This is a genomic window from Sphingobacterium pedocola (genome assembly GCF_015209965.1).
Lineage (GTDB): Bacteria > Bacteroidota > Bacteroidia > Sphingobacteriales > Sphingobacteriaceae > Sphingobacterium > Sphingobacterium pedocola.
The window spans coordinates 115,019-131,085 of record NZ_MU158691.1 but is presented as its reverse complement, the minus strand read 5'-3'; the positions used below and the strand labels follow the sequence as shown (position 1 = coordinate 131,085).

Here is a 16,067-nt window from a genome sequence, read left to right as displayed (position 1 = left end):
TAGTTGAATTATTGATAAAATAAAATATATATTAGTCTTTGAATTTACAAAAGTAAAATAGCAAAATGAATATAGATAAAAACGAATTCAGAAAGTATGCAATTAAGCATCATAGAATAGGCAGTCAGCACGTTGACGGTTTTATTTCTCGTTTAGAAACAAATATCCCGACGAATTTGACACCTTACATCGTCGAAGAAAGACAATTAAACGTAGCACAAATGGATGTCTTTTCCCGTTTGATGATGGATAGGATTATCTTTTTGGGAGACGGAGTGAATGACCAGGTAGCGAATATTATACAAGCACAATTGTTATTCTTACAATCCACCGATGCACAACGTGACATCCAAATCTACATCAACTCTCCTGGAGGAAGTGTATATGCAGGATTGGGTATATACGATACGATGCAATATATCGCACCCGATGTCGCGACGATCTGTACAGGTATGGCTGCATCCATGGGCGCGGTATTACTGGTTGCGGGAGCAAAAGGAAAACGCGCTGCATTAAAGCACTCACGTGTGATGATCCACCAACCTTCCGGCGGTGCCCAAGGCGTAGCGTCAGATATGGAAATCAACCTACGTGAGATGTTGAAATTGAAGGAAGAACTGTATACTATTATTGCGGAGCATTCCGGTCAATCCTACGAGTGGGTAGAGAAATCGTCAGATCGCGATTATTGGATGAGAGCTACCGAAGCAAAAGAATTTGGCATGATCGACGAGGTATTAGCACCTAAAAAAGAAAGTAAGTAAATTAAAATGAGTAAAAATAACAGAGATATACAATGCTCCTTTTGTGGTATTAACAAGAATGAAGCGCAGATGCTCATTGCTGGGGATGGAGCACATATCTGTGATCGATGTGTGACACAAGCAGGTGAGATTTTGGCTGAGGAGTTAAATCAGCGCAAAAACAAATCTTTGCAATCCACGCTGAAACTTATCCGTCCCTTAGAGATCAAACAGCATTTAGATCAATATGTAATCGGTCAGGATGATGCGAAGAAAGTCATTTCAGTAGCGGTATATAATCACTACAAACGACTAAATCAAAAGGTGACATCCGACGAGATAGAGATTGAAAAATCAAATTTAATCATTGTCGGAGAAACAGGAACGGGAAAAACATTACTGGCTAAAACAGTGGCCAAGATATTAAATGTACCTTTTTCTATCGTAGATGCCACCGTATTAACGGAAGCAGGATATGTAGGAGAAGATGTGGAGAGTATTTTGACTCGCCTTCTTCAATCCGCAGACTACGACGTCGCCGCCGCCGAAAGAGGCATCATCTACATCGATGAAATCGATAAGATTGCACGTAAAAGTGACAACCCGTCGATCACTAGAGATGTTTCCGGAGAAGGTGTACAACAGGCTTTGTTGAAGATCCTCGAAGGAACAAATGTTAACGTACCTCCTCAGGGCGGTCGCAAGCATCCCGATCAAAAGATGATTTCTGTCAACACCAGTAACATCTTATTTATTTGCGGAGGCGCATTCGACGGTATTCAAAAGAAAATCTCCAATCGTTTGAGAACCCAAACCGTCGGTTATAAAATGAAGGAAGAAGATGAAATCATAGATTTGAACAATCTTTACAAATACATTACTCCGCTTGATTTAAAGACCTTCGGTTTAATACCTGAATTAATAGGTCGTCTTCCGGTACTTACCTATCTTAATCCGCTGGATAAAGAAACCATGTTAAGTATTCTGACGAAACCGAAGAATGCATTAATTAAACAATATGTGAAATTATTTGAATACGAAGATGTTGAGTTAAAATTTGACGACGAAGTATTCGAATTTATTGTAGACAAAGCATGGGAATTCAAATTAGGAGCCCGTGGTCTTCGAAGTATTTGCGAAGCAATCATGTTGGATGCCATGTTTGAAATACCCACGTCAAAAGAAGAAAGTGAGGAGCATACACTGCATATTACGCTCGACTATGCGAAACAGAAATTTGCAAAGTCAGATATCAAAAAATTGCAAGTTGCTTAAAAAAATCCCTCACACAATGTGAGGGATTTTTTGTTATTAATAGAGTTAACCTTTTTATATTAAGATCTATGGCAAAGAAACAATTAGTCGATACCCCTATTACTCCCGGATTAAAATCCAAAAAAGATATTGTTAACAATTGGTTACCTCGATACACCGGAAGGCCGCTTGAAGAGTTTGGAGATTATATACTATTAACAAATTTTTCAAAGTATATTAAAATGTTTTCAGCGATGAACGAGGATGCCCCCATTTACGGTGAAGACAAAGTCATGCAGTCTTGTTCGTTTGGAGGCATCACCATCATTAATTTCGGCATGGGAAGCCCGATGGCTGCGACCGTCATGGATCTTCTTTCGGCAATCGCCCCAAAAGCTGTTCTATTTCTAGGCAAAACAGGTGGGTTAAAGAAAAAAATTGCCGTAGGCGAACTTATTATTCCAATTGCAGCGATCCGTGGAGAAGGAACCTCTACCGACTATTTCCCAGCAGAAGTACCATCCCTACCTGCATTTGCCTTACAAAAAGCTATTTCTACTACCATACGTGATCACTCAAGGGATTATTGGACTGGTACGGTTTACACGACAAACAGGCGAGTATGGGAGCATGACAAGGCATTCAAAAAATACTTAAAATCCATCCGTGCTATGGCGGTCGACATGGAAACTGCCACTATATTCAGTGTAGGATTTGCCAATAAAATACCTACTGGAGCATTGCTACTCGTTTCCGACCAGCCCATGATTCCAGAAGGTGTAAAGACGGCAGAGAGCGATGTAACCGTTACAGCCAAATATGTCGAAACGCATCTCACCATTGGCATTGATGCATTGAAACAATTAATCAACAATGGCTTAACCGTAAAACACCTAAAGTTCTAAAAATCTCATCGTGCCTGATACAAGACCAAAAGCCATAAAGGCTCTTGATGGCCAACAAAAAGACACTTTCAGAAAAAAAAGTACTTTTGTAATAGACAAACGAAACAGCGAAATACAATGTGGTATAATAACATTCTTGAAACGATCGGCAACACACCCTTGGTCAAGTTGAACAAGGTAACGAGACAGCTAAAAGGCACCATATTAGCCAAGATTGAAACCAGCAATCCCGGTAATTCCATTAAAGATCGTATGGCGATCAAGATGATTGAAGATGCCGAAAAAGCTGGCCTATTAAAACCAGGAGGTACTATTATAGAAGGTACTTCGGGAAACACCGGCATGGGACTGGCTATGGCTGCTGTCGTCAAAGGATATCGCTGTATTTTCACCACCACTGATAAACAATCCAAAGAAAAAATTGATGCTTTAAGGGCCTTTGGTGCAGAAGTGATCGTCTGTCCGACCAATGTAGACCCCGAAGATCCGCGTTCTTACTATTCAGTCTCCAGTCGGCTGCAAAAAGAAATACCAAACGCATGGAAAGCCAACCAATATGACAATCCATCCAATTCATTGGCCCACTACGAACAAACAGGTCCTGAAATATGGACGCAAACAGAAGGTAAAATCACCCATTTGGTTGCAGGCGTGGGTACAGGTGGTACCATTTCAGGTGTCGCAAAATATTTAAGAGAACAAAATCCAGAAATTAAAGTTTGGGGGATCGACACCTATGGTTCGGTTTTCAAAAAATACAAGGAAACCGGTATTTTCGACAAAAATGAAATTTATCCCTACATCACTGAAGGTATTGGAGAAGACTTCCTCCCTGAAAATGTAAACTTCAGTTTAATCGATATTTTTGAAAAAGTAACCGATCAAGACGCCGCATTAATGACTCGTGATCTTGCGCGCAAAGAAGGAATTTTTGCTGGGAACTCTGCGGGCGCTGCAGTAGCAGGTTTATTACAACTCGGATCATCCCTTAAAGAAGAAGACGTTGTGGTTATCATATTCCACGATCATGGCTCACGCTATATGGGGAAAATGTACAACGAAGACTGGTTGCGTGAGCGGGGCTTCCTCGAGGATGAAAAACTTACCGCAAAAAGTATATTGAAAAAAAGAGGTGAACAAGCTATTGTGACTGCCGACGTCGCGCAATCCGTAGTAGAAACCTTTAATTTAATGAAGACACTGAATATTTCTCAGATCCCTGTCACACAGCAGGGAATGGTGATCGGAAAAGTTACCGAATCCGACATTCTATCTTCCCTGTTGGAAAATCCCATGCTCAAATCTTCTCCTGTAGAAGCCATTATGAGTAAGCCTTTTCCTTTTGTCGATTTAAACACATCGATCGATAAGATCTCCTCTTTAATCAATAAAGATACACAAGCTGTACTCGTCGAAGATGCCTATGGAAAAATCAATATTATCACGCAATACGATATCATCAACGCAATATCCGAATTCTAACTTATCCCCAATTTGCCCATGAGTCCACGTTGAGTCCACATTGACTGCACATTGAGAGCACATCTTCGGCATAATAAGGTAGATTCATTGCGTTTCCAAGTTCCACACATTCGGCTTTCATAGGCCAGCTAGTCAGAGCTTGACATCAAACTAGTCTCCGGGATTGCCAAACGACAAGATTAGCAAAACTTTTGTCGTAACACTTGCATCTATTGATTTCAAAACATATATTTGCAAGGTACTTCGATAGTAGTACACCTAATCAACACCTCAATAAGTAGGTCTTGGTTTATAAAGAAGTGGCGAGAGACTGGCTCAATGACCCACTGGCAACCTACAAATAAAGATTTGAAAAGGTGCCAATTCCTGTCCAATGCAATACCGCTTTGGAGCATATAAATGAAATGAGACTATGACATTAACATTCAAGAATCAATTTACAATTGTTGCGTATAGTAATCCTAAACGCACACAACGTTCGTTAACTCCTGTCTATACGTTATGTTTTATGCGAATGCGCTAGTCGTCGCATCAGATTAATATCCTTATACAGTAAGCTTATTATCGAGGCAATACGACGACCAACACATCACATATAAATTCATAATATTTAGATAACATAAACCAAACATTAAAATGGCAGATAACAAAAACTTAAAATTCGAGACCCTACAGATTCATGCAGGACAAGAAGTTGACCCTACTACCGGCGCTAGGGCTTTACCCATTTATCAAACAACATCATATGTATTTGAGAATGCAGAACATGGGGCAAATCTCTTTGCATTAAAACAGTTCGGAAATATCTATACCCGCATCATGAATCCCACCACGGATGTATTCGAAAAACGCATCGCAGCGTTAGAAGGTGGAGCATATGCTGTGGCTGTAGCTTCCGGGCAAGCAGCTCAATTTATAGCATTGAATAATATATTAGAAAGTGGTCAAAACTTCGTAGCTGGCGCTAACCTATACGGAGGTACCTACAACCAATTTAAGGTAGCCTTTAAAAGATTAGGTATCGAAGCACGGTTTGCAGACGATAGCGATGCGGACAACATCGAAGCTTTGGTAGATGACAAAACCAAAGCGATCTTCGTTGAAACAATCGGCAATCCAAGTTATAATATTCCAGATTTCGAACGTATAGTAGCTGTCGCAAAAAAACATGACCTCCCGTTGATCGTCGATAATACATTCGGAGCGGGTGGATATCTATTCAAACCCTTAGAACATGGCGCACATGTAGTCGTAGAGTCAGCCACAAAATGGATCGGTGGACATGGTACCAGTATCGGTGGTGTTATCATCGATGGCGGAAATTACAATTGGGGTAATGGAAAATATCCTCAATTCTCCGAGCCTTCTGAGGGATACCATGGTTTAGTCTTTTCCGACGTATTCGGTGAGGGCGGTCCATTCGGCAATATCCAATTCGGTATTCGCGCCCGTGTAGAAGGATTAAGGGATTTTGGTCCAGCCCTATCTCCATTTAACTCTTTCTTATTGGTACAAGGACTGGAAACTTTATCACTCCGTGTTCAAAGACACGTGGACAACGCATTAGAAATAGCACAATGGCTTGATACACATCCTCAAGTCGAAAAAGTTAGCTATCCTGGCCTCAAACACCACCCATATCACCAAAATGCACAAAAGTATCTAAAAAATGGATATGGAGCAGTGCTATCCTTTACGGTGAAAGGCGGTGCGGAGAAAGCGAATGAATTTATTGATGCGCTAGAGCTTATTAGTCATTTGGCAAATGTTGGAGACGCTAAATCCTTGATCATTCACCCGGCAGCCACCACACATCAACAATTATCAGACGAGGCAAAACACAAAGCAGGTGTAATAGCAGGTCAATTACGTTTGTCAGTAGGGATCGAACATATCGATGATATCAAAGCTGATCTAGAACAAGCATTTGAAAAAATCAAGTAGTCCATTGGACTATTTGATTACCATATTTTGGAACAAAAATTAAAAACGGTATAAAATTAGAATGGGTAAAAAGCTAACTATTGGCATGTTTGGATTTGGTGTAGTAGGACAAGGACTATATGACATTATTAAAACCAAAAATTTAAATTTAGAAATTAAAAAATTTGTGATCAAAAATGCGGACAAAAAACGCACACTCCCAGCGGAATTGTTCACAACAGATGCGAATGCTGTTTTAGACGATCCAGAAATCAATACCGTAGTAGAATTAATTGACGATGCAGATGCCGCATTTGAATTAACTGTCCGAGCGCTTCGTTCTGGAAAAAATGTCGTTTCAGCAAATAAGAAAATGATCGCTTCACATCTAGAAGAACTAACGGAAATCCAACACGCAACCGGAACTTCTCTTTTATACGAAGGAGCCGTTTGTGGTAGTATTCCGATCATACGAAATTTAGAAGAATATTACGACAACGAGCTCTTACATTCCGTATCCGGCATATTCAATGGATCATCGAATTACATTCTGTCCAAAATCTTTAACGAAAATCAAAGCTATGACGAAGCACTTAAAAAAGCGCAGGAATTAGGCTTTGCGGAGACCGATCCAACATTGGATGTCGGAGGTTACGATGCGAAGTATAAACTCGCTATCGTTGCTTCACATGCCTATGGTATCTATATCGATCCGGCAAAAATTCTTAACCTAGGAATAGATAAATTAGATCACGTCGATATAAGGTATGCACGGGAAAAGAATTATAAAATCAAATTAGTCCCTTTAGCGAAAGAAATCAATTCAAAAGAAGTCGTATTATATGTATTGCCTAAATTCTTGACCAAAGAGAGTATTTTATACAATGTGGAAAATGAAAACAATGGCGTATTGGTTAAAGCCGCCTTTGCCGACGAACAATTTTTCTATGGAAAAGGAGCTGGAGGCCATCCGACGGGGTCTGCTGTCCTTTCAGACATCACCGCACTACGATATGATTACCGGTATGAGTACAAAAAACATCTTGAAGCCCAACAGGTTGAATATAGCACAAACTATGAACTTAAAGTATATTTTAGGTATGAAGACGAAGATACGCTGGAAAACATCGTATTCAATTCCATATCCGAAAGATTTTATGGCGAAGAGGCTAAATATGTTATTGGGTATATCAATCTCCAAGAAATTATCGACAAACGTGAACTCATAAACAAGGTGGGATATTTTATAGCAGAAATTGTATAAGATATAGACCGAATTGGCATCCTTGTTGCAGAGAAAGCGTATAGGTTGATAGCTGCGTAGCGCTCATTTATACGTTATGAGCTATACACTAATGAATAAATTTGCTTTATATTCAACGCAATTATAATTGCATATTAAAGCAAATTTATCTAAGTTTAAAGATTGACAAATTAATAAAGGAAAAATTATGAGTAAGTGGAAAAGTGTGTTACTCCTTACGCTTTTAGCGAATGCAGCTTGGGCAGAGTCCACGGAGGTAGAATCAACTAGTTCTCCTACCGGATTTTTAATTATTGGAGGATTGTTGTTGCTAGTGATTATTTTTATTCTATATAATAGACAGAAAAGAAAATTTAATGATTAAGAGAAAGGGTCAGCGGTTGCTGACCCTTTCTCCATACTAATCCCTTTTTAAATCAAATTTTTCCATTTTACTGTACAGATGAGATCGCTGGATCCCTATTTCGTCTGCTGTTTTAGACACATTCCAGGCGTTTTTATCGAGTTTGTGTGTAATGTACTGCTCCTCCGCATAGTCTTTAAATTCTTGAAAAGACCGAAAATTATCAAAATCCAACTGCATGTTTACCGTTGACGTATGTGCATTTGACACCGGTTTAGTCGCAGATGGATTTGCAAACGTATAAACCTCTTTTTCCGTAATTTTCTGATCACTTAAAATAATCAGACGTTCCACCATATTACGAAGTTCACGGATATTACCCGTCCAAGGCAACGCCTGTAAACTTTTCATCGCATCCACAGTGATTTCTTTAGTAGGAATATTGTAATCATTACATATCTCCTCACAAAATGACGAAGCAATCAGTGGAATATCATGCTTACGCTCGGTTAGAGAAGGTACGTGTATAAGAATCACACTCAAGCGATGATACAAGTCCATTCGGAAATTACCGTTATCAATTTCTTTTAATAAATCTTTATTCGTCGCTGCTATCACGCGTACATTCACGTCAATTTCCTTTTCACCCCCCACACGCGTAATCTTGCTTTCCTGCAATGCGCGTAATACTTTTGCCTGTGCAGACAAGCTCATGTCGCCTATCTCATCAAGGAAGAGTGTTCCTCCGTTAGCCTGTTCAAATTTCCCAATACGCTGCTTTACTGCCGAAGTAAAAGACCCTTTCTCATGACCGAACAACTCAGATTCAATTAACTCTGAAGGAATAGCCGCACAGTTTACTTCGACTAATGGAGAAGATACACGATTAGATTTCTCATGCAGCCAACGTGCTACCAATTCCTTACCCGATCCATTTTCTCCTGTAATCAATACACGTGCATCCGTGGGAGCTACTTTATCAATTGTATCTTTAATCAGTCCTATACCATCCGAATTTCCAAGTATCTCTTTCGTTTTTGAAACTTTACGTTTCAGAACTTTCGTTTCTTTGACTAGATTGCCTCTTTCAAGTGCATTACGTACCGTAATCAGTAACCTATTTAAATCAAGAGGTTTTTCTAGAAAATCATAAGCTCCTTTCCGAGCAGCTTCTACAGCTGTTTCGATCGTCCCATGACCTGAGATCATAATGAATGGCACATCAGTAATGGCATTTGCTGCAACCAGCACTTCCATACCGTCCATTTTATTCATCTTGATATCACATAACACCAGATCTATCTTCTCTTTCTTTAATATCTCTAATCCATCTATACCATTATCCACATCCAAAACTTTATATTCTTCATATTCAAGAATATCTCGTAATGAGCTTCTAATAGGTCTTTCGTCATCAATAATTAATACGGTAGTCATATATGATTATATATAGAATAAGCTTTAAAATAAACACGTATTAGGTGTAAAAACAAAAAAGAAGCAAACCTTGTAAGCCGGGTTCTGTAACCGAAATAAATCAGTTTTCTATCATTTATCTAGGCTTGCACTTGCGCACAAGCTCCATCAACCTACCCATTACGAATCCCGACAAATCGGGAGAAGACGAGCAGCCTTCGAATTTCGTAACCTATTTGGTTTTTCAACACACGAGGTTTACCGTAATGTATGTCACCATACAAGACCGTGAGCTCTTACCTCACGTTTTCACCCTTATCCACCAAGCTGGCAGACGGTATATTTTCTGTGGCACTTTCTGTATTCCACCGAAGTAGAATCCTTCCCGTTAGGAAGCGAGTCGCTCTACGTTGCCCGGACTTTCCTCTTTACCGTCTAAGACGATACAGCGATAGAACCAGTTTGCTTCAATTGCAAAATTACGTTTTTTAATTGAAAGTAGACAACTGATTTATATACAATTAGGCTTGGATATAAAAACAATTTTATTTAGGTTTGTTATCTAAGACGAATTGATTGAGCCCAATACACTATCTTGAGGAAAAAACACTGATCTCTTTATTGCAAAATAAGGATCAAAGGGCATTTAATTATCTTTATGACAACTATGCAGGTGCACTCTATGGCGTCATCATACGAATAGTACTCAGCAAAACCTATGCAGATGAAGTAATTCAGGATGTATTTGTCAAAATATGGAATCATGTAGACACTTTTGATGCGACCAAGGGGAGGCTTTATACCTGGATGATTCATATAGCGCGGAATGTCGCGATAGATTGTATCAAATCAAAAGGTGTTCAGAACGAGCAAAAAAACCAATCTCTTCCAAATGTCGTAGATGATAAAGAAAAACATAACTTTACTATTCCGGAGAATGTAGATTTTATCGGATTCAAAAATGTACTTAACGAGTTAAAAACAGACTGGAAGCAACTTATTGAGATGGCATATTTTGAAGGATATACACAACAAGAAATCGCCGTTAAACTTGATATACCTTTGGGGACTGTCAAGACGCGTACCCGAGGAGCGCTCTTAGAATTAAAAAAAATATTAAAAGAATACCAATAATAGTGGACATAAAAGAATACATATCGTCAGGCATTATTGAAGCTTATGTCATGGGACTCGCCACTGAAGAAGAGGTGAGTATCTTGGAATGCGTACGCAAAAATAATCTTGAAGTCGAGCAAGCTATCCTTGAAGCGCAAAAAACGCTTGAAGACTTTGCTAGTGTTCATGCTATACCACCTCCAACAGAAGTTAAAGATTTAATTTGGAGCAAAATCGCTCAGCAGCCCGGTTTAGCTATTTCCAAAGGGGCTACTTCGATTCTTTCGGAGGAGCGTAAACCGCCTATCGAAGATATACCCCTTCCAGTACGTTCTGTTACGTTCCGGAACTTAGCTATCGCTGCATCCCTGTTGTGTGCATTAAGTGTAGGTACTACTATTTATTTTCAACAAGAGAATAAACGTCGCGATAAGACGATTAGTAAATTAGCAGCAACAAATGAAACGAATCTGTTAGCACTTCAATCGCTTCAAAACAAATGGAAGTTGCTTCAGGATCCTGCTATCAAAACCATAACGCTGGCTGGAGTAGAACAACATCCAAACCTTAAGGCGCATGTATTCTGGAATACGAATACGACAGATGTCTATTTAAGCATGGAAAACCTACCCGTTGTCCCTGCAGGTATGCAATATCAATTGTGGGCTATTGTAGATGGCACACCGGTGGATGCCGGCGTCTTGCCCCTGGATAATCTTGATGAAATAAATACGATGCATCGAATTGCTACAGCAGAGGCTTTTGCCATCACCTTAGAAAAAGCAGGTGGAAATCCGACACCTACATTATCGCAACTTTATGTGATGGGAAATATCTAATCACATGAAAAAGAGGGTTCGCCAATTAAGACAAACCCTCCGGTACCACTACTTAGACTAATTTATTTTATAAACAGTTGCGCAATATCTAGTACTGCTGCTGCAGTTAATGGTTCATCAAATGATTGGGTTGCCGCATTAACAGAAACTTTCCCCCCTACGCCATTTAACGACGTAATATCTACACTCGCTTGCACCTTATTATCTTCCCCTGCATAGATCGGATCTACGACCGCACCTATTCCGCTATCATTTGCCCCCGTAATCCATGGCTTTTGATTTGCTGCCGCCCCACCTCGGGCCCTTCGCATCTGCCGTATATGTGAAGCATGTCTCGCCTCTACCGAGTGAATCTGCAATGCCGCAGTCAACACTACCTTGTTCCCTTTAAGGATCGCTGCTTGACCTTTATACGCTCGCACTCCTGTATCTTCAAAGGCCTGTGCCAGTGCTAAAAACGTATCATAGTCGCTGAATACATTTGCAAATGTACCCCCAGCCGTAAAATCAAATGTAGGTTTAGACACTGCTTTATCTCCCAAAACCTGTTTCAAGAAATTAACATGTGCGACCTCATGATCCCTGATCGTTGTGATCGCGCCCATAGGCCTACCCGAAGGTACAAGATTAGAGGCTGCAGCACCTAATGTATAATACTCGGCTTCCAGGTATTCCAACGTAAGTGCATAATTCAGCACGCCATTCACATCAGTTGGTGTCTGCCCATACGCTTTTTTGAATAAGTCGCTTATCATAAAAGGCATAGCCGCCAACGTCACTTTTTTACCAAAGGAAGCCATATTGCGAATTGCTTCCCGACGTGGGCTCACGCGTTCGTTGAATTCAGGATCAACTTGCGTTATTGTTTCGAAAACATTAAATAAATTCATCGTATGAGGGATTAATAGGTGGGTAAATCTTTTACATCAATTTTTGTTTTGATAAATGGAGCAGCGATCTGCAACACCTGGGTAGGGCTTTTAGAGACATCCAATCCATTACTATCGATTACTTCCTCGTTAGCAAATGTTCCATTGTCAATCAGATCACGTACCAAAGCAGCATGTCTTGCTTCAACAGATACGATCTTACCTGCGAGTAAGAGGTAATTTTCATCTTTAATCAACCAACCAGCGCCATTGTAGGCCGACACCCCAAGATCTTCAAAAGCTTTAGCCGTTGCCAAAACACTATTTCTACTAGAGAAGTTCACTGCAGAAAAATTAAATTCTAAATTTTTGATCGCGCTATTTCCTAGAGCAGTCTTAAAAAATTCACGATGAGCCACTTCATGATCGCGAAGATCAGTGAAAAGCATGCGTTCCCAATCCGTGATTCCTGTATAGAAAGAACTCGCAACTTGAATATAAAATGCCGCTTCTAATTGCTCCAACGCATAGGCATAATTGAGAATAGCAATATCGCCACTTCCAAAATAATAATCTTTACCACCCATGTCGATCGGGTCATTATCCTTCTTACAACTACTTACTCCAAGAACAGCAATTCCGGCTGCACTTGCGCCGGCAAATCGTAAGAAGTCGCGTCTTCTCAATCGACCATCAAGTGCTACACCTTCCTGGGTAGCGATAGATGGATTTTTAGTGTCTTGTCTTTTCATGGTATAATTTGTTTTTAGTTATCGTTCGATTACCTTTTTAATACCATATACGAGAAGATGAAGCAGTTGGATTTATTTTCTCATTTTTTTTAAAAAAAAATGAGCCCGGATAAATTATCCGGGCTCATTCACTACAAACGTATATTTTTTTTAAAAGGCTAATACCTCTACCTCTGTTCTTCTATTTTGCTGATGTTCCTGTTCCGTACATTTCACGCCATTCGAGCATTTATTAACCAATCGTGTCTCACCGTATCCTTTCGCCACCAACCGATCGACAGCAATTCCCTTACTTACGATATAATCCACCGCCGATTTTGCTCTTCTATCCGAAAGCTTCAGATTGTATGAATCACTTCCGCGGCTATCCGTATGACTTGAAAGTTCAATTCTAAGTGTTGGATTATTACGTAAGGTGGTCACCAACTTATCCAAAATTAACGCTGCATCCGGGCGGATATTATGCTTATCGAAATCATAGTAGATATTTTCAAGCACAAATTTTTCACCTACTTTATTAACAGGTTGCAAATTTAACACCACATGTATGGTCGTATCTTGTTGTGGTATCACGCCGGCTACAGAAACACTATCTTCCATATAGCCGGCTTTGTTTGCCAAAACAAGGTACGCTGTATTTCTATCGATATCAAACCCAAATACCCCTTTATCATCGCTACTACCTGTTGTCACCAATTTACCTGCCTTGTCTGATAAATTAATAGTGGTAAACGACAACGGCTCTCCAGTCTTCTTATCCCTTGTTATACCTTCCAACCGAACTGTAATTTTTGGTTTCGCATAACGGAACGAATAGATATCATCCGATCCAATACCATCTTGGCGATTCGACGAAAGGTAACCAAAGTTTTCGTCCAGATTATCTCCTACGACCACAAAGGCAAAATCATCCGACGGGGAGTTGACCGGATATCCCATATTTTGAGGTTTTTCAAAATTACCTTTTTGACCCTTTGCCTGAAAAATATCTAGGCCGCCCATACCCACATGACCTGTACTGGAAAAATACAATATATTATCGAATACCGAAGGGAATAATTCATCTCCATCCGTATTGATATTATTTCCCGCATTCACGGGTGTACCCCAGCTACCGTCAGCTTGCTTGGCACAAAACCAGATATCTACCCCACCTTTTCCGCCCGGCATATCCGACGCAAAGTAAAGTGTATTTTCATCTGCACTCAAAGCTGCATGTCCTACGGAGTATTCTTTTACATTGTTATAAATAAAATCCTCTTCGATCCAATCATTCCCTTGCTTTCTGTATATTTTAAGTTCAAGGTTTTGTTTTCTCCATTTTTGTCCATTAGCACGGTATTTTTCGACCTTCTTTCCTGGATAGGTACGCGTTACATACAGCACTTCTTCTTCTGAATCCGTAATCACAGGCCCCAAGTGAAACTCCGATGCATTAAACGCGTCCGGCATTACATTCGGATAGCTCAAAGAGCCGTCTTCGTTCCGGGTCGCCGAATAGATTTTAAGATAAGGTTGACCAGTCATACCGCTTTTGTCAGCCTCCAAGCTATTCGGTTCGGCGGCATACAATACGCCGCCGCTAGTCGGTATCAAACCAAATTCGGCTAATGAGGTATTGATGTCCTGTTGGTTCGCGATGACATGTTTAGAAGGGTTTTCCATCCAAAATGAGGCAGAGTCTGTCCCTGTAATGGCGCGTGATATTTCCGCTTTATGACCATACTTAGACTGATAATTCGCATAGGCCGCTTTTGCCTCGCTATATTTTCCCTGCAATTGTAAAACCCTCGCGTAATCCAAGAAAGATTGTTCATTAGCATTTTCATTTTGTACGATACGCGCATACCAGCTTTCGGCTAACGCATATTGATTGATATATAGGTAAGAAGAAGCGAGACGCTCCATATGCTCTACCTCTGGGTTATCTTTATTGACAATTAGCTCATAAGCCTTGGCTGCATTCGCATATTCCATATTATAGTAGAATTGCGCGGCCCTTTGTTGACGACTGGGTTGCTCTTGTGCATATCCGAATTGACTTACGCCCGCCCAAAGTCCTATAGCAAGCAAAGCTACCGTTATCTTATACGTTCTTGATAGTAATTGTTTCATAGCTGTTTTCAAAACGGATTAAAAATATCTTGGACTTAATACCTGGCGACCTACACGGCCGAAAGTAACTCCTAATGTCACCTCATGTGTACCGTTCTGCAGACCACTCAACCGATTCAACATGTGATCATAAGAGTATCCAATACGGAATTTAGGGGAAACATAGAATTGAGCAATTCCACTTACCGAGTTTAAGGAACTTAATTTATTCGCGGAATAATCCGTGTAATCTCTATTAAATATTCTGGAACGCGTCCGGTATCCCGCACCAATCCAAAATTTGTCATTAAAAATAAACATCGCATTCACATCCAATGAAGTTGGTCCTTTAAAATCATCTTTCACCAATATACTAGGCCGAAGCAATAGTCCCCTATCTAATTCAAACAATGCTCCTGCAATAAAGTAACCGTGGATACTGCGATATAAACTCTCTAAAGAATTTTGATTAAACTGATAATCTTCACCGCTTTCGCTTCCCGCAAATAAATCCTGCACAGACACCCCTGCATACCATCGTGGGTTACTGTAATAAGCACCTAAGCGAATATCCGGACGCCAAGTCCCAATCTTTCCTGGAGGCAGAATTGGGTCATCGTCGTCCGTAAATCTCAATTTATTACCATCAAGACTATATTGCGTTACACCTCCTGCAATACCCAAGCTCAAACGATGTTCATCTGCCCTATCCAATTGCAAGCGCAACGCATAGTTTGCATAGATACTCGTAGCCGTCTGCGCTCCCAACCCGTCAGCCGTGACCTGAAGCCCCACTCCATGCCTTCTTTCGTAAGGATCCAATACCCCATCAATTGAAATTGTCCCTGTCTGGGGAGCACCATCCCAACCTGTCCATTGACTTCTCAAACCCATTTGCCCAAACCATTCCTCTTTGTATCCTGCATAGGCCGGATTCACACTGATCGAATTAAAAATGTACTGGGTAAATTGGATGTTCTGTTGTCCATACCCTTTTATTCCTAAAAGAGTTATGGACAACAACAACATATATTTTTTAGCTAATCTGTTCATGGATTATTCGTTTA

General features: G+C 40.2%; 14 protein-coding genes, 1 other RNA gene and 1 riboswitch. Of the genes, 9 read left to right on the top strand and 6 right to left on the bottom strand.

Going from position 1 to position 16,067, the window contains the following annotated elements; genetic code table 11:
* Positions 1-65: 65 nt before the first annotated feature.
* From clpP to C4F40_RS16455, 7 genes are all read left to right on the top strand, one after another.
* Positions 66-764, top strand: a complete 699-nt coding sequence (gene clpP, locus C4F40_RS16485; RefSeq protein WP_196940524.1) for an ATP-dependent Clp endopeptidase proteolytic subunit ClpP — start codon at positions 66-68, stop codon at positions 762-764.
* 6 nt (positions 765-770) lie between these two features.
* On the top strand, positions 771-2,018 hold the full coding sequence (gene clpX, locus C4F40_RS16480) for an ATP-dependent Clp protease ATP-binding subunit ClpX (RefSeq protein ID WP_196940523.1): 1,248 nt from the start codon (positions 771-773) through the stop codon (positions 2,016-2,018).
* 68 nt (positions 2,019-2,086) lie between these two features.
* Entirely contained in the window at positions 2,087-2,902 is an 816-nt protein-coding gene (locus C4F40_RS16475; RefSeq protein ID WP_196940522.1) for an AMP nucleosidase, read from the top strand.
* Between the two features lie 117 nt (positions 2,903-3,019).
* On the top strand, positions 3,020-4,384 hold the full coding sequence (locus C4F40_RS16470; RefSeq protein ID WP_196940521.1) for a pyridoxal-phosphate dependent enzyme: 1,365 nt from the start codon (positions 3,020-3,022) through the stop codon (positions 4,382-4,384).
* Between the two features lie 286 nt (positions 4,385-4,670).
* A riboswitch (SAM riboswitch) is annotated at positions 4,671-4,786 on the top strand.
* Positions 4,787-5,020: 234 nt separating this feature from the next.
* Positions 5,021-6,328, top strand: coding sequence for an O-acetylhomoserine aminocarboxypropyltransferase/cysteine synthase family protein (locus C4F40_RS16465; RefSeq protein WP_196940520.1), 1,308 nt, complete (start codon positions 5,021-5,023; stop codon positions 6,326-6,328).
* Between the two features lie 61 nt (positions 6,329-6,389).
* The gene (locus C4F40_RS16460; protein ID WP_196940519.1) at positions 6,390-7,571 is read left to right on the top strand and encodes a homoserine dehydrogenase; all 1,182 of its coding nucleotides are present in this window, start codon (positions 6,390-6,392) and stop codon (positions 7,569-7,571) included.
* A 187-nt stretch (positions 7,572-7,758) separates the two neighbouring features.
* Positions 7,759-7,935, top strand: a complete 177-nt coding sequence (locus tag C4F40_RS16455) for an LPXTG cell wall anchor domain-containing protein (protein WP_196940518.1) — start codon at positions 7,759-7,761, stop codon at positions 7,933-7,935.
* Between the two features lie 36 nt (positions 7,936-7,971).
* On the opposite strand, the gene C4F40_RS16450 is transcribed toward C4F40_RS16455, so the two are convergent.
* Together C4F40_RS16450 and rnpB are read right to left on the bottom strand one after the other, a co-directional pair.
* Complete coding sequence (locus C4F40_RS16450) at positions 7,972-9,351, bottom strand: sigma-54-dependent transcriptional regulator (RefSeq protein ID WP_196940517.1); 1,380 nt, start codon at positions 9,349-9,351, stop codon at positions 7,972-7,974.
* A gap of 57 nt (positions 9,352-9,408) precedes the next feature.
* An RNA gene (rnpB, locus tag C4F40_RS16445) (RNase P RNA component class A) lies at positions 9,409-9,798 on the bottom strand.
* Between the two features lie 108 nt (positions 9,799-9,906).
* On the opposite strand from rnpB, the gene C4F40_RS16440 reads away from it, so the two are divergent.
* Both C4F40_RS16440 and C4F40_RS16435 read left to right on the top strand, forming a co-directional pair.
* The gene (locus tag C4F40_RS16440; protein ID WP_196940516.1) at positions 9,907-10,464 is read left to right on the top strand and encodes an RNA polymerase sigma factor; all 558 of its coding nucleotides are present in this window, start codon (positions 9,907-9,909) and stop codon (positions 10,462-10,464) included.
* A 2-nt stretch (positions 10,465-10,466) separates the two neighbouring features.
* Positions 10,467-11,285 carry an anti-sigma factor gene (locus tag C4F40_RS16435; protein WP_231390099.1) on the top strand — a complete coding sequence of 273 codons (819 nt, stop codon included), beginning with the start codon at positions 10,467-10,469 and terminating at the stop codon, positions 11,283-11,285.
* Positions 11,286-11,347: 62 nt separating this feature from the next.
* On the opposite strand, the gene C4F40_RS16430 is transcribed toward C4F40_RS16435, so the two are convergent.
* The 4 genes from C4F40_RS16430 to C4F40_RS16415 all read right to left on the bottom strand — a co-directional run bounded on the left by C4F40_RS16430 (position 11,348) and on the right by C4F40_RS16415 (position 16,053).
* Positions 11,348-12,175 (bottom strand): ferritin-like domain-containing protein, encoded by an 828-nt coding sequence (locus C4F40_RS16430; RefSeq protein ID WP_196940515.1) that lies wholly within the window; start codon positions 12,173-12,175, stop codon positions 11,348-11,350.
* Between the two features lie 11 nt (positions 12,176-12,186).
* A complete protein-coding gene (locus C4F40_RS16425) occupies positions 12,187-12,906 on the bottom strand; it encodes a ferritin-like domain-containing protein (RefSeq protein ID WP_196940514.1) in 720 nt (239 codons plus the stop codon).
* Between the two features lie 150 nt (positions 12,907-13,056).
* Positions 13,057-15,021 (bottom strand): OmpA family protein, encoded by a 1,965-nt coding sequence (locus C4F40_RS16420; protein WP_196940513.1) that lies wholly within the window; start codon positions 15,019-15,021, stop codon positions 13,057-13,059.
* 18 nt (positions 15,022-15,039) lie between these two features.
* Positions 15,040-16,053 carry a PorP/SprF family type IX secretion system membrane protein gene (locus tag C4F40_RS16415; RefSeq protein ID WP_196940512.1) on the bottom strand — a complete coding sequence of 338 codons (1,014 nt, stop codon included), beginning with the start codon at positions 16,051-16,053 and terminating at the stop codon, positions 15,040-15,042.
* Positions 16,054-16,067 lie beyond the last annotated feature (14 nt).